The sequence below is a fragment of the Martinezella dioscoreae genome (genome assembly GCF_009176305.1).
In the GTDB taxonomy this organism is placed as follows: domain Bacteria; phylum Pseudomonadota; class Alphaproteobacteria; order Rhizobiales; family Rhizobiaceae; genus Rhizobium; species Rhizobium dioscoreae.
In genome coordinates this window covers 289,905-314,112 of sequence record NZ_BLAJ01000005.1, presented here as the reverse complement: position 1 = coordinate 314,112, position 24,208 = coordinate 289,905, and the positions used below count along the sequence as shown (strand labels likewise).

The following is a 24,208-nucleotide window of genomic DNA, read 5'->3' as shown; positions in this document are numbered from 1 at the left end:
CGCGGGGCTTTACAGCAGCGGCATGTATATCTATGTCACCAGCACTCTTTGAATTGGATGGCCGTTCGCAACGAGCGGTGAAATGAAGAAGTGGGACTATGCGAGCCGAAATCGAGAAAGTAGTCGATGAAACCAAGCAGGCTATCACCCTGCTGAGGAGGCATCTTTGACTGGGACCAGGCGATAAGACGACTGGACTGGTTGAACAATAAGTCAGAGGATCCGACCCTCTGGAATGACGCCGCTGAAGCGCAGAAGCTGATGCGCGAGCGCCAGCAGCTTGATGATGGCATCAGTGGCGTGCGCGCGCTGGAGCAGCAGCTTGCCGACAATGTCGAGCTGATCGAGCTTGGCGAGGAAGAAGGCGACGCTGATGTCGTCCGCGAGGCTGAAGAAGCGCTCAAGGGCCTGAAAGCGGAAGCCGCGCGCCGGCAGGTGGAAGCCATGCTTTCGGGCGAGGCCGACGGCAATGATACGTACCTCGAAGTCCACTCCGGCGCAGGCGGCACCGAGAGCCAGGACTGGGCGAATATGCTTCTGCGCATGTACACCCGTTGGGCCGAACGCCAGCGCTTCAAGGTCGAGCTGCTGGAAGTTCATGACGGCGAAGAAGCGGGCATCAAATCTGCAACGCTGCTCGTCAAGGGCCACAATGCCTATGGTTGGCTGAAGACCGAATCGGGCGTGCATCGCCTGGTGCGTATCTCGCCCTATGACAGCAATGCGCGCCGTCATACGTCATTCTCGTCGATCTGGGTCTACCCGGTCGTCGACGACTCGATCCAGATCGAGATCAACGAAAGCGACTGCCGCATCGATACCTACCGCTCATCGGGCGCTGGTGGTCAGCACGTCAACACGACCGATTCGGCCGTGCGCATCACGCACATTCCGACGGGTATCGTCGTGCAGTGCCAGCAGGAGCGTTCTCAGCACAAGAACCGCGCCAAGGCGTGGGATATGCTGCGCGCCCGCATGTATGAGGCCGAATTGATGAAGCGGGAAGAGGCTGCCAATGCCGAAGCCGCTTCGAAGACGGATATCGGCTGGGGTCACCAGATCCGCTCCTATGTCCTCCAGCCTTACCAGTTGGTCAAGGACCTGCGCACCGGCGTTTCCAGCACCGCCCCCGGCGATGTTCTGGACGGTGATCTCAACGAGTTCATGGAAGCAGCCCTTGCGCATCGCATCAGCGGTGCTGCCGATGCCGTCATCGACGACGTCGAATAAGGTCGCATTCGTTCACGCATGAAAAAAGCCCCGTCTCCGGGGCTTTTTTCATGGTACATCCTGCCTGGCTGCCTCTGCCCTCCTGGGCTTGGCGCAGATGTCTCGCTCAGTCCGAGAATTGTTCCGCCAGGATCCTATCGGACCAAGACCTGTCCGGATCGGACAGAATGCGGGCCGTCGTATCTTCGCTCTGGCGGATCTGAATGCCGAGGACCGACTTGACTTCGGTATTGTCAGCGGCGGCGTTGACCGGACGCTTCTCCGCTTCGAGCACGGTGATGTCGACCGTCACCTTGTTCGGAAGCAGCGCGCCGCGCCAGCGGCGGGGACGGAAAGCGCTGACGGGCGTCATGGCAAGCAGCGGCGCTTCCAGCGGCAAGATGGGGCCGTGCGCGGAAAGATTGTAAGCGGTGGAGCCAGCCGGCGTCGTCACCATCAGCCCGTCGCAGATCAGTTCCGGCAGGCGGACCCGCCCGTCGATCTCCACCTTCAGCTTTGCCGTCTGATAGGACTGACGAAACAGTGAGACTTCATTGATGGCGAGCGCGACACAGGAGCTGCCATCTGCATTGCGCGTCGTCATCTGCAGGGGGTGAAATGCGTTTTCGACAGCTGCTTCGATGCGCTCGGCCAAGCCATCCGTGCGGTAGTCGTTCATCAGGAAGCCGATGGAGCCGCGATTCATGCCATAGACGCGTTTGCCGGTGTTCATCGTCTTATGCAGCGTCTGCAGCATGAAGCCATCGCCGCCGAGAGCCACGACAATATCCGCATTTTCCTGCGGTGCCTGGCCGTAGAGGCGAATAAGCTCCTCCTGCGCCGCTTGGGCCTCTGGCGCGGTGGAGGCGAGAAAACAAACGGATTGAAGATTGCGCGGCATGCAATGTCCTCTGAATAGCGATTCTTCGTAATGTTATTCCCCTGCCGCGACAAGACGTTTCGCTCGAACTGGTGAATCGGTCGATCCCCAGCTTTAACGTGGATCGGCCGATTTTCCCTTTACAGGATTTCAAAGTCTGTTATTTGGCATGCCCATACGCCCTTGTAGCTCAGTTGGTAGAGCACCTGATTTGTAATCAGGGGGTCGCGGGTTCGAACCCTGCCGGGGGCACCATTTTTTCCTGAATATCGTCGATCGTTTCATCTCCGGTATGGAAAACCGGCGGCAACGACATAATATCTCTTTGCTAACGGGCTCCGAACGCTCGTCACAGTCATCCATCCCATATTCGTGTGCCTGGAACCATATGCCGAGCAAGCCCAAGAAGCCTAAACTCGAACACTCCGAGCTTTCGGGTGAATTCACCGACGATGGCGTGACTGTCCTGGTCGATATCTTTCGCCCGGCCGGCACCAATGCCGACTGGCGGATGGAGGTCATCACGCCGGAGGAAGACCTGATCGAATGGGAAGAGCCCTTCGCGACCGACCGCGAGGCATTCGACGAGTTCCTGGCGACGATTGCGCGCGACGGCATCCGGTCGTTCTTCGACGAAGCGGACCCTATGGTTCACTGAACCTACCGATGGGTCCTGGCGAGCGCATCAAATCGTCCCCCGGTTCTTCATGCATCCATTCGCCTGCCTGCTCGGGATTGTAGACGCATTTACAACGTCGGAAATCGGCATACACTTCATCCATCTGTGGTGGGGAGGATACGTTCATGCGCGAGATATCGCGGCATGTCGTCTTGGGATTGCCGCTTGTCATGATCACGGCGTTCACAGGCGCATCAGCGTTGGCTGGCGAAAACTGCTACTGTAAAAATGCGGATGGAAAGCAGCATGCGGTCGGCGAGGTCGCCTGTATGACCGTCGGGGGGCGGAGCTACCTTGCGCAATGCGAGATGAACCTCAATGTCACCTCCTGGGCGAAGCTGCAGGATGGCTGCCCCGTTACCGAGAGGGTGCTTTGGCGCCAATCGGCCTGGCACCCGGCGCCGATGATCGTACGATGAGCATTACGCGCTTGATTTGGCGCTCGCGGTGAGCGTGCTTAGATATGCTTCAGCCGGCTTATTTGCGGACCAGCAGCAGCGGCTCGCCTTCCTCTTCCTCGGACTTCTGGAAACTGCCGTCGGGCTTCATATCAAAAGAGAGCGAGGAGCCATCGCTGCCCAGCATGACAAGTCCGAACCCTTCTGTCGCCCAAAGGGAAAGCTTGAGGTCGCCGACTTCGCCGGCGCAGTTGCCGCTCGATGACATCTTGGCGGTGCCGTCCTGATCCTTTTCGGTGGTGAGCGTGATATCGCAGACGGGCTTGCCGTCCGGCGTCTGGATGCGCCAGGCGCCGGCAAGGCTTTCGGTGGTCGGCACGTGATCGACATCGCCGAGCGCCGGCAGCAGCCACGTCCGATCGCCGCCTTCGCTTTCCCATGGCGAGCCTTCCTCCTGCTGGAAGCGCATGAGAGGCTTGCCCCCACCATCCGCGATCGCCAGCGACCCGTCATCGGTGAAATTCCAGATCTTGGCTGCGGCGAGCGCGGGAAGTGGCGTCGCGCAGGCGTCCGCCCCCGTAACCTCGTAGCCGCCAGACACGGTATTCGTGCCGAAGGTAAGGCGGCAGCCCTTGGCGCCGTTTTCCGGCGCAACCAGCCAGACGCCGGCTTGCGCCTGGATCATTTCGTCATCGGCGGCGCGTGCCGGCTGGATCATTGTCAAGGCAAGGGCGGCGGCAATCGCCGCAGGACCAAGAAGACGGATCAAAGCAAATTCTCCCAACGTGCTGCGGCCGCCAAAGGCGCCACTATGATTTGAGATAGGACCGCGTCGCATATAGCGCGATCGCGGCTGCATTCGAGACATTCAGCGACTTGATGGCGCCTGGCATATCGAGCCGAGCGAGCGCATTCACCGTTTCCCGCGTTTTCTGGCGCAGGCCCTTGCCCTCGGAGCCGAGCACGAGGGCGATCTTGTCGCCGCTAAAGGTGCCTTCCAGCGGAGCCGGACCTTCCGAATCGAGCCCGATGGTCGTGAAGCCGAGACGATGCAGTTCTTCGAGCGCATCGGCAAGATTGGTGATCTGTATATAAGGTATGAGCTCGAGCGCGCCCGAGGCCGATTTTGCCATTACGCCTGATTCGGTCGGGCTGTGGCGCTGCGTGGTAATGACCGCACCCGCATCGAAAGCGACGGCCGAACGCATGATGGCGCCGACATTGTGCGGGTCCGTCACCTGATCGAGAACGAGCAGCAGCGGACTGTCTTTCAATGCCTCGAGGCGGCGCACGGGCAGGGGGCGCGTTTCCAGCATGACGCCCTGATGGATCGCCTCCGGACCAAGCACCTTGTCGATATCCTGCGGCGAGACGATCTCGACCGGGATGCCGAGCTGCTCGGCCGGGCCGACTTCCAGCCGTACCAGCGCATTCTGGGTGGCCGACAGCTTGACGTTCTTGCGCTGTGGGTTGGTCAGCGCCGCGCGAACCGTATGCAGGCCATAGAGAAAGACCTGGTCGGGCGCGAGCGCCGGCGGCTTCCAATCGTCAGCGCCGGCCTTCTTGCGCTTCTGTGGCGTCGGCGTCGGTATCTCGCCACGCTCGCGCTTGGCATCGCGATGCGCGCGGCGCAGCGTTGCATAATGAGTGTCCTTGGCCGAGCGGTCGCCGGCGGTGCTGTCTTGGCCCTGACGGCCGGATGATTTGTCTTTGCTCATGCGGCTTTATAACCAGCGCCTTCCTGAGCGCCTAGCCTCTTTCAGTGCCGGGCTTTTCCCACAGGCTGAAATTTTTTTCGTCATTTTTGGCAATTCCTTGTGTTGACAGACGGAAATCGTCCGGTCATATACGCGGCGCAGATGACGGCGGCGACGCCAACGTCTAGCAAGCCTGGTCGCAAGATCCAGTCGGAAAACTGGAGGGATGCCCGAGTGGTTAAAGGGGACGGACTGTAAATCCGTTGGCTCAGCCTACGTTGGTTCAAATCCAACTCCCTCCACCATTCCGAGCCGGATCTTGACCATCCCGCGGGTATAGCTCAATGGTAGAGCAGCAGCCTTCCAAGCTGAATACGCGGGTTCGATTCCCGCTACCCGCTCCAAGATTTTTAAATCGTTGCTTGCTGATTGTCTCCCCTCGTGGTTGAGCGATCCTGTTGTTTGCCTCCCGGTTACCCCTCGTGCAAATGCGCCTTTCATTTCCATACTCGCTCTGGTGCAGTCTTTGCATATTTGACATGAAGGGTTGCTTATATTCGCGCGAGCGATACATATTGCTCGGGCAACCGAAACGGGAGAGCGAAAATGGGTATCTTCGACAAGATCAAGGGTGCAATCTGGGGTGAGGCGAAGGCTGCAGAGGCTGCTCCTGCACCGACGACGACAGCTGCAACTGACAATCCGGCACCTGCGCCGACGCCGGCTCCTTCAGCGACGACGGCAGCAACGTCGCCGGCGACCAGCGCGCCATCCGCTCCAGTGGATATCGCCTCGATCCTCGATGCCGCCGTCAAGAAGAGCGGACAGAAGCTGGACTGGAAACATTCCATCGTCGACCTGATGAAGGCACTCGGCATGGATGCGAGCCTTTCCGAGCGCAAGGAATTGGCGCAGGAACTCGGCTATACCGGCGATGCCGGCGATTCCGCCAAGATGAACATGTTCCTCCACAAGGCTCTTCTGAAGAAGCTCGCGGACAATGGCGGCAAGGTACCGGCCGATCTTCTCGATTGATTGTCTTTCGTCCGGCGGTTGGCAATGCGCTCGCCGCCGGATAGCATGCCAAATCAACCATGATTGCGTCCGATAGTTGCGCGCTCCCGCCGATGGGCGAGGGCGCGTTTTGCTGTGCAGTGGCCAGATCTCCGAGGCTCTAAGGCGGAACATCTGGAATTCCTCCTCAGCGTTCCTATCTAAGCGCTTGAACCGGCAAATGCTTTTACATCTTTCCGGATCGGCCGGCGAACCTTGCGCGGCGAAGGAATGCCGAGCGTTGCGGATCATCCGCCATCGGCCGGACTTTGCCGGGAATAGGGCCTGCAATTAAGTCTTGCGCAAACGCAACGAAAGCCTTAAACGGCGGCACTAAACCGGTTCGCCGGGGTCACTCATTACGTTCACAGGAAGCATTCAAATGGCAAAGAGTAAGTTTGAGCGCAATAAGCCGCACGTTAACATCGGGACGATCGGTCACGTTGACCACGGCAAGACGTCGTTGACGGCAGCGATCACGAAGTACTTCGGCGAGTTCAAGGCGTATGACCAAATCGACGCGGCTCCGGAAGAGAAGGCTCGTGGCATCACGATCTCGACGGCCCACGTTGAATACGAGACGCCGAACCGTCACTATGCGCACGTTGACTGCCCCGGCCACGCCGACTACGTGAAGAACATGATCACGGGTGCCGCTCAGATGGACGGCGCGATCCTGGTTTGCTCTGCTGCCGACGGCCCGATGCCGCAGACGCGCGAGCACATCCTGCTCGCCCGCCAGGTTGGCGTTCCGGCGATCGTCGTGTTCCTGAACAAGGTCGACCAGGTTGACGACGCCGAGCTTCTCGAGCTCGTCGAGCTTGAAGTTCGCGAACTTCTGTCGTCCTACGACTTCCCGGGCGACGACATCCCGGTTGTCAAGGGTTCGGCGCTTGCTGCTCTTGAAGATTCGGACAAGAAGATCGGCGAAGACGCGATCCGCGAGCTGATGGCTCAGGTTGACGCCTACATCCCGACGCCTGAGCGTCCGATCGACCAGCCGTTCCTGATGCCGATCGAAGACGTGTTCTCGATCTCGGGCCGTGGTACGGTTGTGACGGGCCGCGTCGAGCGTGGCGTGATCAAGGTTGGTGAAGAAGTCGAGATCGTCGGCATTCGTCCGACGTCGAAGACGACGGTTACCGGCGTTGAAATGTTCCGCAAGCTGCTCGACCAGGGCCAGGCCGGCGACAACATCGGTGCGCTGATCCGCGGTGTGAACCGTGACGGCGTCGAGCGTGGTCAGATCCTGTGCAAGCCGGGTTCTGTCAAGCCGCACAAGAAGTTCAAGGCTGAAGCCTACATCCTGACGAAGGAAGAAGGCGGCCGTCATACGCCGTTCTTCACGAACTACCGTCCGCAGTTCTACTTCCGTACGACTGACGTGACGGGCATCGTGACGCTTCCGGAAGGCACGGAAATGGTTATGCCAGGCGACAACGTCACGGTTGACGTCGAGCTGATCGTTCCGATCGCGATGGAAGAAAAGCTTCGCTTCGCTATCCGCGAAGGCGGCCGCACCGTTGGTGCAGGCATCGTTGCCTCCATCGTCGAGTAATCCCAGGATTATTCCTTTATAAGAGGGCCTCGCTGGAAACAGCGGGGCCTTTTTGCATTGGGAGATGGTGCATGAGCCTGATCATTCTGACCGGCGCATCTGGTTCGGGAAAGACTGCTATCGCGGAGGCAATAGCCAGGGACCATGCGCGAAGGTTAGCCGTCTATCATTTCGACAGCATCGGCGTACCGTCGCTTGATGCTATGGTCAGGGATCATGGTTCGCCCGAGGCCTGGCAGCGCGACAAGACCATCGAATGGCTGGAACGGCTTGTGCCGCAAGCGCAGAAGGGCAGGGGCGTTCTTTTCGAGGGGCAGATGCGCCCATCCTTCGTTATCGAAGCTGCAGCGGCTGTCAGGGCCGATGACTATCGCCTCATATTGATCGATTGCGATGATGCAACGAGGACACATCGCTTGTCCGCTGAGAGAGGCCAGCCGGAACTTGCCGATGCGAACATGATGAATTGGGCCGCTTATCTGCGCCGCGAGGCCCAAGCGTCCGGTCTTGAGATTCTCGATACGAGCCATCTTTCGCTCAGGCAGAGTGTGGATAATGTGCTGAGGCACCTGCTCGATTAGTCGGAGGATATTGTCACCCGCCGGTGATATTTTTCGTTGATCCGAATTCGGCCTTCGCGCGGCGCACGATATCGGCAACGAAATCGCTTTTGCCGCCGGTGTAGTGGTTCCAGTCGCCATTGGCCTCTTCGGCCAGACGCCGTTTCAAGGTCGCATAATCCGCCGTACGTTCGGGATGGGTGCGCAAATAATCGCAAAATAGAAGGCGCTCCCGATGGGCCTCGTTATCAGGCAGACAAAGATAAAGTCGCGTGCCGTAAGGCATCTCATCCTTGGTGAAAGCCCATCGGCCGGCTCTGTGAAGATCGCCGTGAAAGCGATATCCGTCTTCTCTCAAACGCTCCGTCGCGGCGAGTCTTGCGTCTTCCGAGAAAAGGACCGCATCGATATCGAGTTTCGGTTTGGCGCATAGTCCGGCGATGGCAGTGCTGCCGATATGATGAAACGTGGCGGGATGGCCAAGCAGCAGGCCAATTGCCCTGCTTCTGTCTTCGAAGAGAAAGGGCCATTGCGGATCATATTCAACAAGCGTGATCGGCCGCATCCCACTCATCTCCTTTCGTCCTGTTTGCCACGCGGCATATGCTTTACCGAGTCGTCCCGTTTATTTTGCGAGGAAAGCGTCAGCTCACCAAGCCGTGTCTTGCGAAACGGAGGCAAGGGCCTATTTATCGCTCGATTTTATCTGGAGGAGATTTCATGAAGAAACGTATTTTGTTCACGGGCGGCAGCGGCAAGGCTGGACGTCACACGGTTCCCTGGCTGATCAATGCCGGCTATGAGGTCCACAATGTCGATCTCGTGCCGCTGAATAGCCCTGGCGTCACCAACCTGCAGGCCGATATCACCGATGCGGGACAGGTCTATAATGTCCTGACCATGCATCGTGATTTTCCCGATCTCGATGAAGGCAAGGGTGTGCAGCCTTTCGATGCCGTCGTGCATTTCGCCGCCATTCCGCGCATTCTGATCAAGCCGGACAATGAGACCTTCCGCATCAACACGATGAGCACTTATAACGTCATCGAAGCGGCGGCAAAGCTCGGCGTGAAGAAGATCATTATCGCCTCCAGCGAGACGACCTATGGAGTCTGTTTCGCCGAAGGTCATCGCGACTTCCATCAGTTCCCGCTGGAGGAGGATTATGATGTCAATCCGATGGATTCCTATGGCCTGTCCAAGGTCGTAAACGAGAAGACGGCCCGCGCCTTTGCCGAGCGTTTCGGCATCGATATCTACGCGCTGCGTATCGGCAATGTCATCGAGCCCCATGAATATGAGCGGTTCCCCGAGTTTTTCGCCAACAGCGAAATCCGCAAGCGCATTGCCTGGAGCTATATCGACGCCCGCGATCTCGGCCAGATCGTCCATCTCTGCATCGAGAAGAACGGCCTCGGCTTCCAGGTGTTCAACGCCGCCAACGACACGGTTTCGGCCAATACGCCGTCGCGCGAACTTGCCGCGAAGCATTTTCCCAATGTGCCTTTCACCCGCGAGGTCGGCGAATATGAGGGCTTGCTGTCCAATCGCAAGATCCGAGAGATCCTGGGCTTCAAGGAAGAGCACGACTGGCGGAAATATGTGAAGGTTTGAGGGCGCGCAGCTCATGCGATCGGCCGGGCGCTTTGTGTTGGCGCCTGGCAAAGGCATCGATCCAGAGTAGGGTGCCTCTCCATTTGTTACGCAACAAAACCAAAAATGCTTCCCCAAACACTCGACAAATACAGCCGTTTATTTAAGTAGGGTTGCGTTCGCGAAGCATCTCCTAGAGATTGCAGCGCATGGTTCGGTATATCCGCGCGCCTGTTTCGAACCAGCGCCCTCCGGCTGATGGGCCTTGAGGGTGAGCAGCGTGCGATTTGCGTCGCGACGAAAGATAATAGCCGGCTGGCCTGCAGGCGCTTAGCCGTTTCGGAGGTATCATGAAGGATAATGTTGCACGTATTTTCGTCGGGTTCGATTCCAAGGAGGTCGTGGCCTATCACGTCCTGACCCAGAGCATCATCGAGCGCTCGTCTATTCCGGTGGTCTTCTCGCCGATCGTGCTCAACAATCTCGAGGGCATCTTCACCCGCGAGCGCAATCCGCTGCAGTCGACAGAATTTTCCTTCTCGCGCTTTCTCGTGCCTTACCTCAGCGATTACCAGGGCTGGAGCATCTTCATGGACTGCGACATGCTCGCCCGCGCCGATATCGCCGAGCTTTGGGCGCTGCGTGACGATCGTTATGCCGCCATGTGCGTCAAGCACGACTACCAGCCAAAGATCGAAACCAAGTTCCTCGGCCAGACGCAGACGAAGTATGAAAAGAAGAACTGGTCCAGCATGATCCTGTTCAACAACGCCAAGTGCACGGCGTTGACGAAGGATTTCGTCAATACGGCGACGGGCCTTCAGCTTCATCAGTTCAAGTGGCTGGAGAACGACGATCAGATCGGTGAGGTGCCGGTCGTCTGGAACTATCTCGTCAATGAATACGACTATCGCGAAGATGCCAAGCTCGTGCACTTCACCGATGGCGGCCCGTATTTCGACGAATACCGCAACGACGACTACGCCGAAGAATGGTTCGCCATGCGCGACCGCATGCTGCACGTCCAGCAGAAGTGAGCGATTTGGATCATAAGACGACCGGAAATATTGAGGTCGGCATACCGGCCGCGGGTTCCGCGGCTGGTTTGAGCAGCACCGACGAATGGCGGACCATATTGATGGGGTTTTCCCATATCGTCCTGGTCGCCAATAGCGATGCGGTCGATATCTCAAGCCTGCAGGCGCAGTTTCCTGAGACTGCGCTCTTCGTCTTCTTCAACAAGGTCTACAAGGTTCTGGATCGCCCGTTCCATGGGCATTCACTGCTGATCTCTCGTGGCCAGCCGCGTGGCGCCAACATCGTCTATCGCGGCGAAGTGGGCGAGGTGGTCAAGTTCTTTCCGAAGGAATATTTCCTCGGCATCATGAATATCCGCCTCGGTGCGGAAGAGAAGCTCAATCCCGCCGCCGATTTTCAGGGGGCGCCGACTGGCCATCTCGATCTCGTCGGCTTCTGCTCCGATTTCTATACGGAGGGCAAGACGCCGACGAGCGGCTTTGCCATGGCTCTGTGGCTCAGCGATCTGAAATTGCCCGGCAAGATCGTACTTGCCGGCTTCTCGGCCCGGCGCAGTCAGAAGTGGAGGGTGGTTTCCGCCCACGATTGGAGTTTCGAGCAGACCTTCCTGCGCTTGTTTGCCCGGCTGGGAAAGATCACCATCCATGGTGGGGTTGCACTGAACCCCTATATCAGCCTTGCTCAGCGCTTCACGGAGGTGCCTCCGGACGAGATTGCCTTGGCCGCCGCCGAGGTTTTGTCTGAGCGGCTCGGAAATACCGACGCCGAAATAGACAAGCTGATCTCCCTGACCAATGTGATTCGCTCTGCGGATAATTTTATGCGTCGCCTCAGGCCGAAATTTCTCAAGCGCAAGCCGAAAGGTTCTCCCGGAGAGCAATGAGGGCGAGGGGGCATCCTTTCTGCAGCATTTGCCGCGGCTTTGCACGTCCGGCAGATCTGTCCGATTGGGCATGTCCTATGTGAAGTCGCGGGTTCGATTGGGAAAAAGCAAAAAACGCTCTTGCCAATCGTTTCGTCCCGCCTTAAAGGGAGCGCCATGTCTTCGAACTGCTCGGGCGGTCCACCGCCTGGAGCGAATATTCGAAGGAAGAAGGGGTATAGCTCAGTTGGTAGAGCGGCGGTCTCCAAAACCGCAGGTCGTAGGTTCGAGCCCTGCTGCCCCTGCCATTTTCCTTGATTTGACTGGCGCGTCGTTTCGCAGCTTCTTGGGTTGAGGGTCATGCCGGTTTGTCGGCAAATTTTAGAAAACACCGTATTGCCTCTTGTTAAATCGGGAATCGGTGTTTATGTAGGGTTTAACAGACACGCGGTGCGTGGGGCTGATATGTTCAGCTTTACGCGCCGTAATTGCGTGGGCAGTCAATGGCATCCAAAACGAATCCACTAGCGTTTCTGCGGCAGGTGCGCTCCGAGACGTCGAAAATCACTTGGCCCTCGCGTCGCGAGACGATGATCTCGACGGTGATGGTGCTCGTCATGGTCGTTTTCGCCTCGCTGTTTTTCTTTGCTGCCGACCAGCTCATTGGCTGGATTCTCAGCTACGTGCTGAATACCGGCAACTGATATCGGGTGGAGATGAACATGGCGGCACGTTGGTACATCGTCCACGCTTATTCTAATTTCGAAAAGAAAGTGGCTGAATCCATCGAGGAGAAGGCCAGGCAGAAGGGTCTCGAGCATCTGTTCGAGAAGATCCTTGTGCCGACCGAAAAGGTTGTTGAGGTTCGTCGCGGCCGCAAGGTCGACAGCGAGCGCAAGTTTTTCCCGGGTTACGTGCTCGTGCGCGCCAACCTGACGGATGAGGCTTACCACCTGATCAAGAATACGCCGAAGGTCACTGGCTTCCTCGGCTCCGACAATAAGCCCGTTCCGATTCCGGATTATGAAGCCGAGCGCATTCTCGGTCAGGTCCAGGAAGGCGTCGAGCGGCCGAAGGCTTCTGTATCCTTCGAGATTGGCGAGCAGGTCCGCGTATCCGACGGTCCGTTCGCATCGTTCAACGGCACGGTTCAGGATGTGGACGAAGAGCGTTCGCGCCTGAAGGTGGAAGTGTCGATTTTCGGCCGCGCTACGCCGGTCGAGCTGGAATACAGCCAGGTCGAGAAGGTCTGATTGTGATTTCTACGAAAGGTTGGCCTGGCGGCTGGCCTTTTGTTCGAGTTTGGATATAAGCAAATGCTTGCTTATGTCTCGCGGCCAAGCCGCAATCCGCGTGGAAGGGTAGGGTCTTAGCCGGGCCTGGCGATCCGCACCACGCAACCGCAGCCGCCGGAGCGATCCGGCATAGTAGGCCGGGCAACCGGTCATGTAGAAAGGCAGAGAGAAATGGCTAAGAAAGTTGCAGGCCAGCTCAAGCTGCAGGTCAAGGCCGGCTCGGCGAATCCGTCGCCGCCGATCGGTCCTGCGCTTGGTCAGCGTGGCATTAACATCATGGAATTCTGCAAGGCGTTCAATGCCGCCACGCAGGAAATGGAAAAGGGTATGCCGATCCCGGTCGTCATCACCTACTACCAGGACAAGTCCTTCACCTTCGTCATGAAGCAGCCGCCGGTCAGCTACTTCCTGAAGAAGGAAGCGAAGATCCAGTCCGGCTCGAAGACCCCTGGCAAGGGTGCCAAGGCTGGCACCCTGACCAAGGCTCAGGTCAAGGCGATCGCCGAAGCCAAGATGAAGGATCTGAACGCCGCCGATATCGAAGGCGCAATGGCCATGATCGAGGGCTCTGCCCGCGCCATGGGCCTGGAAGTGGTAGGTTAAGACCATGGTAGCAAAGCGTATTCAGAAGATTCGTGAAGGCGTTGATCCGACCAAGCTCTATGCTCTGGATCTGGCCATCAACATGGTCAAGGAACGTGCCGTCGCCAAGTTCGACGAAACCGTCGAAATCTCGATGAACCTTGGTGTTGATCCGCGTCACGCCGACCAGATGGTTCGCGGCGTCGTCAACCTGCCGAACGGCACCGGCCGTACGGTTCGCGTTGCCGTCTTCGCTCGTGGCGCCAAGGCTGACGAAGCCAAGGCTGCCGGCGCTGACGTCGTCGGTGCGGAAGACCTGGTCGAAATCGTTCAGGGCGGCAAGATCGATTTCGATCGCTGCATCGCCACCCCGGACATGATGCCGCTCGTCGGCCGTCTCGGTAAGGTTCTCGGCCCGCGCGGCATGATGCCGAACCCGAAGGTCGGTACGGTTACGATGGACGTCAAGGGTGCTGTTGAAGCTTCCAAGGGCGGCGCTGTCGAGTTCCGCGTCGAGAAGGCTGGTATCGTCCATGCCGGTATCGGCAAGGCTTCCTTCGACGCCAAGGCTCTGGAAGAAAACATCCGCGCTTTCGCCGACGCCGTCATCAAGGCTAAGCCGGCTGGCGCCAAGGGCAACTACGTCAAGCGCGTAGCGATCTCCTCGACCATGGGGCCGGGCGTCAAGATCGAGCCGTCGACGGTTACGGCGCCGAGCGCCTAATGATTATGCCGGGCTTTGTGCCCGGCATTTAAGAATTCCCGGCCTTTCGGGGCCGGGATTTCCGGAGAAATCCGGAATTCCTGTCCGAGATTGCAGGTGGTTATCCCTTAATCACTCAAGCCTGCATGAGACGGGTAAGACCCGAATTTTGAAGAAGCTTCGCTTCGATGAACTCGGTTCGAGCCTTGGATGCCTTGTGCCTTGGAGCCGTCAGGCTCGAGCGCGAGGGGACAGGATCCTCAAGCGTCGCTTGGGATCTCATTGATCCCAGGAGGCAAAAGGCAACCCGGCAGGCCCGCTAACCCGGTCCTGTCAACTGGAGAAAAGCAGTGGAAAGAGCGGAAAAACGCGAATTCGTCACGGAACTGAACGAAGTCTTCAAGGCTTCGGGCTCGGTTGTCGTGGCCCACTATGCTGGTGCTACAGTCGCTCAGATGAACGATTTTCGTTCCAAGATGCGCGCTGCTGGCGGCACCGTCAAAGTCGCGAAGAACCGCCTGGCCAAAATTGCTCTTCAGGGCACGGATGCGGAAGGGATTTCCAATCTCTTCACCGGTCAGACGCTGATCGCATACAGCAATGACCCGATTACCGCTCCGAAGGTCGTCGTGGATTTCGCCAAGACCAACGATAAGATCGTTGTTCTGGGCGGCGCCATGGGAACAACAACGCTCAACGCCGAAGGTGTCAAGTCGCTCGCGACCCTGCCTTCGCTGGACGAGCTGCGCGCGAAGCTGCTGGGCATGATCCAGACTCCGGCTACCCGCATCGCAGGTGTTGTTGCAGCGCCGGCAAGCCAGCTTGCTCGCGTGTTCTCGGCCTACGCCAAGAAGGACGAAGCCGCGTAAGGCGGTTTTTCGCTGTTCATAACCAACCAGTTCGAACCGAACAAAAGGAACTACTAAAATGGCTGATCTCGCAAAGATCGTTGAAGACCTCTCCTCGCTGACCGTTCTCGAAGCCGCAGAACTGTCGAAGCTTCTCGAAGAAAAGTGGGGCGTTTCCGCCGCTGCTCCGGTAGCTGTTGCTGCCGTTGCTGGTGGTGCTGGCGGCGCTGCTGCAGCTGCTGAAGAAGAAAAGACCGAGTTCGACGTCATCCTCGCTGATGCCGGCGCGAACAAGATCAACGTCATCAAGGAAGTCCGCGGCATCACCGGCCTCGGCCTCAAGGAAGCCAAGGACCTCGTTGAAGCCGCTCCGAAGGCTGTCAAGGAAGGCGTTTCCAAGGCTGAAGCCGCTGACATCAAGAAGAAGCTCGAAGACGCCGGCGCTAAGGTCGACGTTAAGTAAGCTTGAAACTGCTTTGGGAGGTGGCTTTTTGCTACCTCCCATTTGCCGTTTTTCTGAACGAATTACCCAAAAGCCGCGGGCAAAACGGCTTTTGGGTAATGGGTTCTTCAAGAGGATGGTCTCAAACCGAACCGCGACGCAATCCGGCTGAGCGGTTTTCGGTTAGATAGACGAGATTGAACTACTCATTGATTGATGGGGTCGCCTGGCCAGCGGTTCCCATCCGTTGCAGGCCCGGGTGCAGGATTTTAAAGGAGCGACGATGGCTCAGACCCTTTCGTTCAACGGTCGCAGGCGCGTACGCAAGTTTTTTGGTAAGATTCCCGAAGTCGCAGAGATGCCGAACCTCATCGAGGTTCAAAAGGCATCCTACGATCAGTTTCTCATGGTCGAAGAACCGAAGGGCGGCCGCCCGGACGAAGGTCTTCAGGCTGTCTTCAAGTCGGTTTTCCCGATCACCGATTTCTCCGGCGCTTCCATGCTGGAGTTCGTTTCCTATGAGTTCGAACCGCCGAAGTTCGACGTCGATGAGTGCCGCCAGCGCGACCTGACCTACGCCGCGCCGCTGAAGGTGACCCTCCGTCTGATCGTGTTCGATATCGACGAGGATACGGGCGCGAAGTCCATCAAGGACATCAAGGAACAGAGCGTCTACATGGGCGACATGCCGCTCATGACGAACAACGGTACGTTCATCGTGAACGGCACCGAGCGCGTGATCGTGTCGCAGATGCACCGTTCGCCGGGCGTCTTCTTCGATCACGACAAGGGCAAGAGCCATTCTTCCGGCAAGCTGCTCTTCGCCGCTCGCGTCATCCCGTATCGCGGCTCCTGGCTCGATATCGAATTCGACGCCAAGGACATCGTCTACGCCCGTATCGACCGCCGCCGCAAGATTCCGGTGACGTCGCTGCTGATGGCGCTCGGCATGGATGGCGAAGACATCCTGTCGACCTTCTACACGAAGTCGCTCTATCAGCGCGACGGCGATGGCTGGCGCATTCCCTTCAAGCCGGAAACTCTGAAGGGCGCCAAGACCGTTGCCGACATGATCGACGCCGACACCGGCGAAGTCGTTGTCGAAGGCGGCAAGAAGCTCACGCCGCGCCTGCTGCGTCAGCTGCAGGACAAGGGCCTGAAGGCTCTGAAGGCGACCGACGAAGAGCTGTATGGCCTCTTCCTGGCAGAAGACATCGTCAACTTCCAGACCGGTGAGATTTATCTCGAAGCCGGCGACGAAATCGACGAGAAGACACTGCCGGTTATCCTGAACGCGGGCTTCGACGAGATCCCGGTTCTCGGCATCGACCACATCAATGTCGGCGCCTACATCCGCAACACGCTCGCAGCAGACAAGAACGAGAACCGCCAGGACGCTCTGTTCGACATCTATCGCGTCATGCGTCCGGGTGAGCCGCCGACCATGGAATCGGCCGAAGCCATGTTCAACTCGCTGTTCTTCGATGCGGAGCGCTACGATCTCTCCGCCGTCGGCCGCGTGAAGATGAACATGCGCCTCGACCTCGACGTCGAAGACACCGTCCGCATCCTGCGCAAGGACGACATCCTGGCCGTGGTCAAGATGCTCGTCGAGCTGCGCGACGGCAAGGGCGAGATCGACGATATCGACAACCTCGGCAACCGCCGCGTCCGTTCGGTCGGCGAGCTGATGGAAAATCAGTATCGTCTGGGTCTTCTGCGCATGGAACGTGCGATCAAGGAACGCATGTCCTCGATCGAAATCGACACGGTCATGCCGCAGGATCTGATCAACGCAAAGCCGGCTGCCGCCGCTGTCCGCGAATTCTTCGGCTCTTCGCAGCTGTCGCAGTTCATGGACCAGGTGAACCCGCTTTCGGAAATCACCCACAAGCGCCGTCTTTCGGCTCTCGGCCCAGGCGGTCTGACCCGCGAGCGTGCCGGCTTCGAAGTCCGCGACGTTCATCCGACGCACTACGGTCGTATTTGCCCGATCGAAACGCCGGAAGGTCCGAACATCGGCCTCATCAACTCGCTGGCGACCTTTGCCCGCGTCAACAAGTACGGCTTCATCGAAAGCCCTTATCGCCGCATCATCGACGGTAAGGTGACCAACGACGTGCTCTACCTCTCCGCTATGGAAGAGGCGAAGTACTACGTTGCTCAGGCCAACGCCGAGCTCGACGCCGACGGCTCCTTCATCGAGGAATTCGTCGTTTGCCGCCATGCCGGCGAAGTCATGCTCGCTCCGCGCGACAACATCAACCTGATGGACGTGTCGCCGAAGCAGCTGGTTTCGGTCGCTGCCGCTCTGATCCCGTTCCTGGAAAACGACGACGCCAACCGCGCTCTCATGGGCTCGAACATGCAGCGTCAGGCCGTGCCGCTTCTGCGTGCCGAAGCCCCGTTCGTCGGTACCGGCATGGAGCCGGTCGTGGCGCGTGACTCCGGTGCTGCTATCGGCGCCCGCCGCGGCGGCGTGGTCGACCAGGTCGACGCAACACGTATCGTTATCCGCGCCACCGAAGACCTCGATCCGTCGAAGTCCGGCGTCGATATCTACCGCCTGATGAAGTTTCAACGTTCGAACCAGAACACCTGTGTCAACCAGCGTCCGCTGGTGACAGTCGGTGACGTGGTCAACAAGGGCGACATCCTGGCGGACGGTCCGTCGACCGATCTCGGCGATCTGGCTCTTGGCCGCAACGTGCTCGTCGCGTTCATGCCTTGGAACGGTTACAACTACGAAGACTCGATCCTGCTCTCCGAGCGTATCGTTGCCGACGACGTGTTCACCTCCATCCACATCGAAGAGTTCGAAGTGATGGCGCGCGACACCAAGCTCGGTCCGGAAGAAATCACCCGCGATATTCCGAACGTTTCGGAAGAAGCGCTGAAGAACCTGGACGAAGCCGGCATCGTTTATATCGGCGCCGAAGTTCAGCCGGGCGATATCCTCGTCGGCAAGATCACGCCGAAGGGCGAAAGCCCGATGACGCCGGAAGAAAAGCTCCTGCGCGCCATCTTCGGTGAAAAGGCATCGGACGTTCGCGATACCTCCATGCGCATGCCGCCCGGCACCTACGGCACGGTCGTCGAAGTTCGCGTCTTCAATCGTCACGGCGTCGAAAAGGACGAACGTGCCATGGCGATCGAGCGCGAAGAGATCGAACGCCTTGCCAAGGACCGTGACGACGAACAGGCGATCCTCGATCGTAACGTCTACGGCCGCCTGGTGGAGATGCTGCGTGGTCAGGTTGCTCTTGCTGGTCCGAAGGGCTTCAAGAAGGGCACGGAACTGTCGAACGCCGTCGTTTCCGAGTATCCGCGTTCGCAGTGGTGGATGTTCGCCGTCGAGGACGAAAAGGTCCAGAGCGAGCTCGAAGCCCTGCGTGGCCAGTACGACGAATCCAAGTCGCGCCTCGAACAGCGCTTCATGGACAAGGTCGAGAAGGTCCAGCGTGGCGACGAAATGCCTCCGGGCGTCATGAAGATGGTCAAGGTCTTCGTTGCTGTGAAGCGCAAGATCCAGCCGGGTGACAAGATGGCAGGCCGTCACGGGAACAAGGGCGTGGTCTCACGCATTGTTCCGGTCGAGGACATGCCGTTCCTGGAAGACGGTACGCATGTCGATATCGTGCTGAACCCGCTCGGCGTGCCCTCGCGCATGAACGTCGGTCAGATTCTCGAAACGCACCTGGGCTGGGCTTGCGCCGGCATGGGGCGTCAGATCGGCGAACTGATCGAAGCCTACAAGGCAAGCGGCAACATCGAGCCTCTGCGCAAGACGATCGACCTGGTCGTTGGCGATGGCCCGAAGAGCGACGACGTTCACGAGTACGACGATGCATCGGTTCTGCGTCTGGCCGACCAGTGGAAGCGTGGCGTGTCCATCGCAACCCCGGTCTTCGACGGTGCTGGCGAAGTCGACGTCAACAAGATGCTGGCAATGGCAGGTCTCAAGGAAACCGGCCAGTCGACGCTGTACGACGGACGTACCGGCGAGCAGTTCGACCGCCAGGTCACGGTTGGCTACATCTACATGCTGAAGCTGAACCACCTTGTCGACGACAAGATCCACGCCCGTTCGATCGGTCCGTACTCGCTGGTCACCCAGCAGCCGCTGGGCGGTAAGGCGCAGTTCGGCGGCCAGCGCTTCGGCGAAATGGAAGTCTGGGCGCTCGAAGCTTACGGTGCAGCTTACACGCTGCAGGAAATGCTCACGGTCAAGTCGGACGACGTGGCCGGCCGTACCAAGGTCTACGAAGCCATCGTTCGTGGCGACGACACCTTCGAGGCGGGCATTCCGGAAAGCTTCAACGTTCTCGTCAAGGAAATGCGCTCGCTGGGTCTCAGCGTCGAATTGGAAAATTCCAAGGTCGACGATCTGCAGACGGCAAGCCAGCTTCCGGACGCAGCCGAGTAATAGCCTGTCAGGGTGCGCGCTGTCGGTCAGCGCGCACCGCTTGGAATATTGCAGCGCCGTTGGCGTCCCTTTGGATGCATGGCGCCGCAAGGCGGTTTTAAAGCGTCAGTCCGGTTCCCGGGATTTGCCGGCACTGCACGCAATTCGAGGGCGTTTCGCCCCTAAAGGAGATAGGCATGAACCAAGAGGTCATGAATCTTTTCAATCCGCAGGTGCCTGCGCAGAATTTCGATTCCATCCGGATTTCGATTGCGTCGCCGGAGAAGATTCTTTCCTGGTCTTATGGCGAGATCAAGAAGCCGGAAACGATCAACTATCGTACGTTCAAGCCGGAACGTGATGGTCTTTTCTGCGCGCGAATCTTCGGACCGATCAAGGACTACGAATGCTTGTGCGGCAAGTACAAGCGCATGAAGTACAAGGGCATCATCTGCGAAAAGTGCGGCGTCGAAGTCACGCTGTCGCGCGTTCGCCGTGAGCGCATGGGCCATATCGAGCTCGCCGCTCCCGTTGCCCACATCTGGTTCCTGAAGTCGCTGCCTTCGCGCATTTCGACGCTGCTCGACATGACGCTGAAGGATGTAGAGCGCGTTCTCTACTTCGAAAACTACATCGTCACCGAGCCGGGTCTCACCGCGCTCAAGGAGCATCAGCTCCTGACGGAAGAAGAGTACATGCTCGCCGTCGACGAATATGGCGAGGACCAGTTCACCGCCATGATCGGCGCTGAAGCGATCTACGAGATGCTGGCCAGCATGAATCTCGAAAAGATCGCCGGCGACCTGCGCTCCGAGCTTGCCGACACGACGTCGGATCTCAAGCAGAAGAAGCTGATGAAGCGCCTGAAGATCGTTGAGAACTTCATGGAATCCGGCAATCGCCCGGAATGGATGATCATGAAGGTCGTCCCGGTCATCCCGCCGGACCTGCGTCCGCTGGTTCCGCTCGATGGCGGCCGTTTCGCGACCTCGGATCTGAACGATCTGTACCGTCGCGTCATCAACCGTAACAACCGTCTGAAGCGTCTCATCGAACTGCGCGCTCCGGGCATCATCATCCGCAACGAAAAGCGCATGCTGCAGGAATCTGTCGATGCGCTGTTCGATAACGGCCGTCGCGGCCGCGTCATCACCGGCGCCAATAAGCGTCCGCTGAAGTCGCTGTCCGACATGCTCAAGGGCAAGCAGGGCCGCTTCCGTCAGAACCTGCTCGGCAAGCGCGTCGACTATTCCGGCCGTTCGGTCATCGTGACCGGTCCGGAGCTCAAGCTGCATCAGTGCGGTCTGCCGAAGAAGATGGCGCTCGAGCTGTTCAAGCCGTTCATCTATGCCCGTCTCGATGCGAAGGGTTACTCCTCGACCGTCAAGCAGGCCAAGAAGCTGGTCGAAAAGGAAAAGCCGGAAGTCTGGGATATCCTCGACGAGGTCATCCGCGAGCATCCGGTTCTCTTGAACCGCGCACCGACGCTGCACCGCCTGGGCATCCAGGCCTTCGAACCCACGCTGGTCGAAGGCAAGGCCATCCAGCTGCACCCGCTCGTCTGCACGGCCTTCAACGCCGACTTCGATGGTGACCAGATGGCCGTTCACGTTCCGCTCTCGCTGGAAGCCCAGCTTGAAGCCCGCGTGCTGATGATGTCGACCAACAACATTCTGCACCCGGCAAACGGCGCGCCGATCATCGTTCCCTCGCAGGACATGGTTCTCGGCCTGTACTATCTGTCGATCCTGAACCAGAACGAGCCGGGCGAAGGCATGGCCTTCTCTGATCTCGGCGAGCTGCATCACGCACTTGAGAACAAGGTCGTGACGCTGCATTCGAAGATCCGCGGCCGCTTCAAGTCGGTCGGCGAAGATGGCAAGCCATATTCGAAGATCTATGAAACGACCCCCGGCCGTCTGCTGATCGGCGAACTTCTGCCGAAGCATGCAAAGGTCACCTTCGACATCTGCAACCAGGAAATGACCAAGAAGAACATCTCCAAGATGATCGACACGGTCTACCGTCATTGCGGCCAGAAGGACACGGTCATTTTCTGCGACCGCATCATGCAGCTCGGCTTTGCCCATGCCTGCCGCGCCGGCATTTCGTTCGGCAAGGACGACATGGTCATCCCGAACACCAAGGCCAAGATCGTCGGCGATACCGAAGCGCTCGTGAAGGAATACGAGCAGCAGTATAACGACGGTCTGATCACCCAGGGCGAAAAGTACAACAAGGTTGTCGACGCTTGGGGTAAGGCCACCGAAAAGGTCGCCGAAGAAATGATGGCCCGCATTAAGGCCGTCGAATTCGACGAAAAGACCGGTCGTCAGAAGCCGATGAACTCGATCTACATGATGAGCCACTCGGGTGCTCGTGGTTCTCCGAACCAGATGCGCCAGCTGGGCGGCATGCGCGGCCTCATGGCCAAGCCGTCGGGCGAAATCATCGAGACGCCGATCATTTCGAACTTCAAGGAAGGCCTCACCGTTAACGAGTACTTCAACTCGACGCACGGTGCCCGTAAGGGTCTGGCCGACACCGCCTTGAAGACCGCGAACTCGGGCTACCTGACCCGCCGTCTGGTCGACGTCGCGCAGGATTGCATCGTCACGCAGATCGATTGCGGTACCGAAAACGGCCTCACCATGACCGCCATCGTCGATGCCGGTCAGGTCGTTGCCTCGCTCGGCGCCCGCATCCTCGGCCGTACGGCCCTGGACGACATCGATCATCCGGTCACGGGTGAGCGCATCGTCGATGCCGGCAAGATGATCCTCGAGCCCGATGTCATCGAGATCGAGAAGGCTGGTATCCAGTCCATCCGCATCCGTTCGGCTCTGACCTGCGAAATCCAGACGGGCGTATGCTCGGTCTGCTACGGTCGCGACCTTGCTCGCGGTACACCTGTCAACATCGGTGAAGCTGTCGGCGTCATCGCCGCACAGTCGATCGGTGAGCCGGGCACGCAGCTGACCATGCGTACCTTCCACCTGGGCGGCACGGCGACCGTGGTCGACCAGTCGTTCCTGGAAGCCTCTTACGAGGGCACGGTTCAGATCAAGAACCGGAATATGCTGCGCAACTCCGAAGGCAACCTCGTTGCCATGGGCCGCAACATGACGGTGCAGATCCTGGACGAACGTGGCGTTGAACGCTCCTCGCAGCGCGTTGCCTACGGCTCGAAGCTTTATGTCGACGATGGCGACAAGGTAAAGCGCGGTCAGCGTCTCGCAGAGTGGGACCCCTATACCCGTCCGATGATGACGGAAGTGGCCGGTACGGTTCACTTCGAAGATGTCGTCGACGGTCTCTCGGTCCTCGAAGCGACGGACGAATCCACCGGCATCACCAAGCGTCAGGTTATCGACTGGCGCTCGACGCCGCGCGGCTCGGATCTGAAGCCGGCGATCGTCATCAAGGACGCCAGCGGCAATGTCGCCAAGCTCTCGCGCGGTGGTGAAGCACGCTTCCTGCTTTCGGTCGACGCGATTCTGTCGGTCGAGCCGGGGCAGAAGGTGTCTCAGGGTGACGTTCTCGCCCGTTCGCCGCTGGAAAGCGCCAAGACCAAGGACATCACCGGTGGTCTGCCGCGTGTTGCCGAACTGTTCGAAGCTCGTCGTCCGAAGGACCACGCCATCATCGCAGAGATCGATGGTACGATCCGCCTCGGCCGCGATTACAAGAACAAGCGTCGCGTCATCATCGAGCCGGCGGAAGACGGTGTCGAGCCGGTCGAATACCTGATCCCGAAGGGCAAGCCCTTCCACCTTCAGGAAGGCGACTATATCGAAAAGGGTGATTACATCCTCGACGGTAACCCGGCTCCGCACGACATTCTGGCGATCAAGGGCGTGGAGGCTCTGGCTTCTTACCTGGTCAACGAAATCCAGGAAGTCTACCGCTTGCAGGGCGTTGTCATCAACGACAAGCACATCGAAGTGATTGTCCGTCAGATGCTGCAGAAGGTGGAAATCACCGATGCGGGCGACAGCCAGTACATCGTCGGCGACAACGTCGACCGTATCGAGCTGGAAGACGCCAACGACCGCCTGATCGAAGAAGGCAAGAAGCCTGCTTATGGCGATCCGGTTCTGCTCGGCATCACCAAGGCATCGCTGCAGACGCCGTCCTTCATCTCGGCTGCATCCTTCCAGGAAACGACGAAGGTGCTCACCGAAGCTGCAATCGCCGGCAAGACCGACGGTCTGCAGGGCCTGAAGGAAAACGTCATCGTCGGCCGCCTGATCCCGGCCGGTACCGGCGGTACCATGACGCAGATCCGCCGCATCGCTACGGCCCGCGACGAGCTCATCCTCGAAGAGCGTCGCAAGGGCACGGGCGCCGGCGTTGCAACGCCGATGCTGCAGGATCTCGCTAGCGAGAACAGCCCGGCTGAATAA

The 24,208-nt window shown here is 58.8% G+C and carries 21 protein-coding genes and 4 tRNA genes; 21 read left to right on the top strand and 4 right to left on the bottom strand.

Annotation, left to right across the window (positions count from 1 at the left end):
• Nucleotides 1–98: 98 nt before the first annotated feature.
• A protein-coding gene (gene prfB / locus GDN47_RS22395; protein ID WP_152094271.1) for a peptide chain release factor 2 occupies nt 99–1,230 on the top strand; the annotation gives its coding sequence in 2 pieces (ribosomal slippage) (nt 99–167 and nt 169–1,230; 1,131 coding nt in all).
• A 106-nt stretch (nt 1,231–1,336) separates the two neighbouring features.
• Here prfB and GDN47_RS22390 read toward each other — a convergent pair.
• A complete protein-coding gene (locus tag GDN47_RS22390) occupies nt 1,337–2,110 on the bottom strand; it encodes an NAD kinase (RefSeq protein ID WP_113351540.1) in 774 nt (257 codons plus the stop codon).
• Between the two features lie 158 nt (nt 2,111–2,268).
• Here GDN47_RS22390 and GDN47_RS22385 point away from each other — a divergent pair.
• The 3 genes from GDN47_RS22385 (at nt 2,269) to GDN47_RS22375 (ending at nt 3,187) form a co-directional block, all read left to right on the top strand.
• A tRNA-Thr gene (locus GDN47_RS22385) sits at nt 2,269–2,344 on the top strand.
• 133 nt (nt 2,345–2,477) lie between these two features.
• Nucleotides 2,478–2,747: a hypothetical protein gene (locus GDN47_RS22380; RefSeq protein WP_069614918.1), complete on the top strand. Its 270-nt coding sequence runs from the start codon at nt 2,478–2,480 to the stop codon at nt 2,745–2,747.
• Between the two features lie 146 nt (nt 2,748–2,893).
• Nucleotides 2,894–3,187, top strand: coding sequence for a hypothetical protein (locus GDN47_RS22375; RefSeq protein ID WP_152094270.1), 294 nt, complete (start codon nt 2,894–2,896; stop codon nt 3,185–3,187).
• A 58-nt stretch (nt 3,188–3,245) separates the two neighbouring features.
• Here GDN47_RS22375 and GDN47_RS22370 read toward each other — a convergent pair whose 3' ends face one another.
• Both GDN47_RS22370 and rlmB read right to left on the bottom strand, forming a co-directional pair.
• Nucleotides 3,246–3,935, bottom strand: coding sequence for an AprI/Inh family metalloprotease inhibitor (locus tag GDN47_RS22370; protein WP_152094269.1), 690 nt, complete (start codon nt 3,933–3,935; stop codon nt 3,246–3,248).
• A gap of 40 nt (nt 3,936–3,975) precedes the next feature.
• Nucleotides 3,976–4,884, bottom strand: a complete 909-nt coding sequence (gene rlmB / locus GDN47_RS22365) for a 23S rRNA (guanosine(2251)-2'-O)-methyltransferase RlmB (protein ID WP_152094268.1) — start codon at nt 4,882–4,884, stop codon at nt 3,976–3,978.
• 199 nt (nt 4,885–5,083) lie between these two features.
• On the opposite strand from rlmB, the gene GDN47_RS22360 reads away from it, so the two are divergent.
• The 5 genes from GDN47_RS22360 (at nt 5,084) to GDN47_RS22340 (ending at nt 8,055) form a co-directional block, all read left to right on the top strand.
• Nucleotides 5,084–5,168 (top strand) — tRNA-Tyr (locus tag GDN47_RS22360).
• Nucleotides 5,169–5,193: 25 nt separating this feature from the next.
• A tRNA-Gly gene (locus tag GDN47_RS22355) sits at nt 5,194–5,267 on the top strand.
• Between the two features lie 202 nt (nt 5,268–5,469).
• Nucleotides 5,470–5,898, top strand: coding sequence for a DUF3597 domain-containing protein (locus GDN47_RS22350; protein WP_113328929.1), 429 nt, complete (start codon nt 5,470–5,472; stop codon nt 5,896–5,898).
• Between the two features lie 400 nt (nt 5,899–6,298).
• Nucleotides 6,299–7,474, top strand: a complete 1,176-nt coding sequence (gene tuf, locus GDN47_RS22345) for an elongation factor Tu (protein WP_095434658.1) — start codon at nt 6,299–6,301, stop codon at nt 7,472–7,474.
• A gap of 71 nt (nt 7,475–7,545) precedes the next feature.
• Nucleotides 7,546–8,055, top strand: coding sequence for an ATP-binding protein (locus GDN47_RS22340; RefSeq protein WP_152094267.1), 510 nt, complete (start codon nt 7,546–7,548; stop codon nt 8,053–8,055).
• Nucleotides 8,056–8,068: 13 nt separating this feature from the next.
• Here the strand turns inward: GDN47_RS22340 and GDN47_RS22335 are convergent, their stop codons facing one another.
• A complete protein-coding gene (locus GDN47_RS22335; protein WP_152094266.1) occupies nt 8,069–8,599 on the bottom strand; it encodes a GrpB family protein in 531 nt (176 codons plus the stop codon).
• Between the two features lie 155 nt (nt 8,600–8,754).
• Between GDN47_RS22335 and GDN47_RS22330 the strand changes: the two genes are divergently transcribed.
• The 12 genes from GDN47_RS22330 (at nt 8,755) to rpoC (ending at nt 24,208) form a co-directional block, all read left to right on the top strand.
• Nucleotides 8,755–9,648, top strand: coding sequence for an NAD-dependent epimerase/dehydratase family protein (locus tag GDN47_RS22330; protein ID WP_152094265.1), 894 nt, complete (start codon nt 8,755–8,757; stop codon nt 9,646–9,648).
• Nucleotides 9,649–9,977: 329 nt separating this feature from the next.
• Nucleotides 9,978–10,664: a glycosyltransferase family protein gene (locus GDN47_RS22325; protein WP_069614840.1), complete on the top strand. Its 687-nt coding sequence runs from the start codon at nt 9,978–9,980 to the stop codon at nt 10,662–10,664.
• Between the two features lie 5 nt (nt 10,665–10,669).
• Nucleotides 10,670–11,548, top strand: coding sequence for a 3-deoxy-manno-octulosonate cytidylyltransferase (locus GDN47_RS22320; protein ID WP_173002540.1), 879 nt, complete (start codon nt 10,670–10,672; stop codon nt 11,546–11,548).
• A 211-nt stretch (nt 11,549–11,759) separates the two neighbouring features.
• Nucleotides 11,760–11,835, top strand: a tRNA-Trp gene (locus tag GDN47_RS22315).
• A 195-nt stretch (nt 11,836–12,030) separates the two neighbouring features.
• Complete coding sequence (secE, locus tag GDN47_RS22310) at nt 12,031–12,231, top strand: preprotein translocase subunit SecE (RefSeq protein WP_069614841.1); 201 nt, start codon at nt 12,031–12,033, stop codon at nt 12,229–12,231.
• A gap of 18 nt (nt 12,232–12,249) precedes the next feature.
• Nucleotides 12,250–12,780 carry a transcription termination/antitermination protein NusG gene (nusG, locus tag GDN47_RS22305; protein ID WP_004123460.1) on the top strand — a complete coding sequence of 177 codons (531 nt, stop codon included), beginning with the start codon at nt 12,250–12,252 and terminating at the stop codon, nt 12,778–12,780.
• Between the two features lie 213 nt (nt 12,781–12,993).
• Nucleotides 12,994–13,425, top strand: coding sequence for a 50S ribosomal protein L11 (rplK, locus tag GDN47_RS22300; RefSeq protein WP_069614842.1), 432 nt, complete (start codon nt 12,994–12,996; stop codon nt 13,423–13,425).
• A gap of 4 nt (nt 13,426–13,429) precedes the next feature.
• Nucleotides 13,430–14,128, top strand: a complete 699-nt coding sequence (rplA, locus tag GDN47_RS22295; protein ID WP_069614843.1) for a 50S ribosomal protein L1 — start codon at nt 13,430–13,432, stop codon at nt 14,126–14,128.
• A 329-nt stretch (nt 14,129–14,457) separates the two neighbouring features.
• Nucleotides 14,458–14,976: a 50S ribosomal protein L10 gene (gene rplJ / locus GDN47_RS22290; RefSeq protein WP_047637052.1), complete on the top strand. Its 519-nt coding sequence runs from the start codon at nt 14,458–14,460 to the stop codon at nt 14,974–14,976.
• Between the two features lie 58 nt (nt 14,977–15,034).
• A complete protein-coding gene (gene rplL / locus GDN47_RS22285) occupies nt 15,035–15,418 on the top strand; it encodes a 50S ribosomal protein L7/L12 (RefSeq protein WP_069614844.1) in 384 nt (127 codons plus the stop codon).
• 262 nt (nt 15,419–15,680) lie between these two features.
• Nucleotides 15,681–19,823, top strand: coding sequence for a DNA-directed RNA polymerase subunit beta (gene rpoB / locus GDN47_RS22280; protein ID WP_152094264.1), 4,143 nt, complete (start codon nt 15,681–15,683; stop codon nt 19,821–19,823).
• Between the two features lie 176 nt (nt 19,824–19,999).
• Nucleotides 20,000–24,208 carry a DNA-directed RNA polymerase subunit beta' gene (rpoC, locus tag GDN47_RS22275; RefSeq protein ID WP_113353738.1) on the top strand — a complete coding sequence of 1,403 codons (4,209 nt, stop codon included), beginning with the start codon at nt 20,000–20,002 and terminating at the stop codon, nt 24,206–24,208.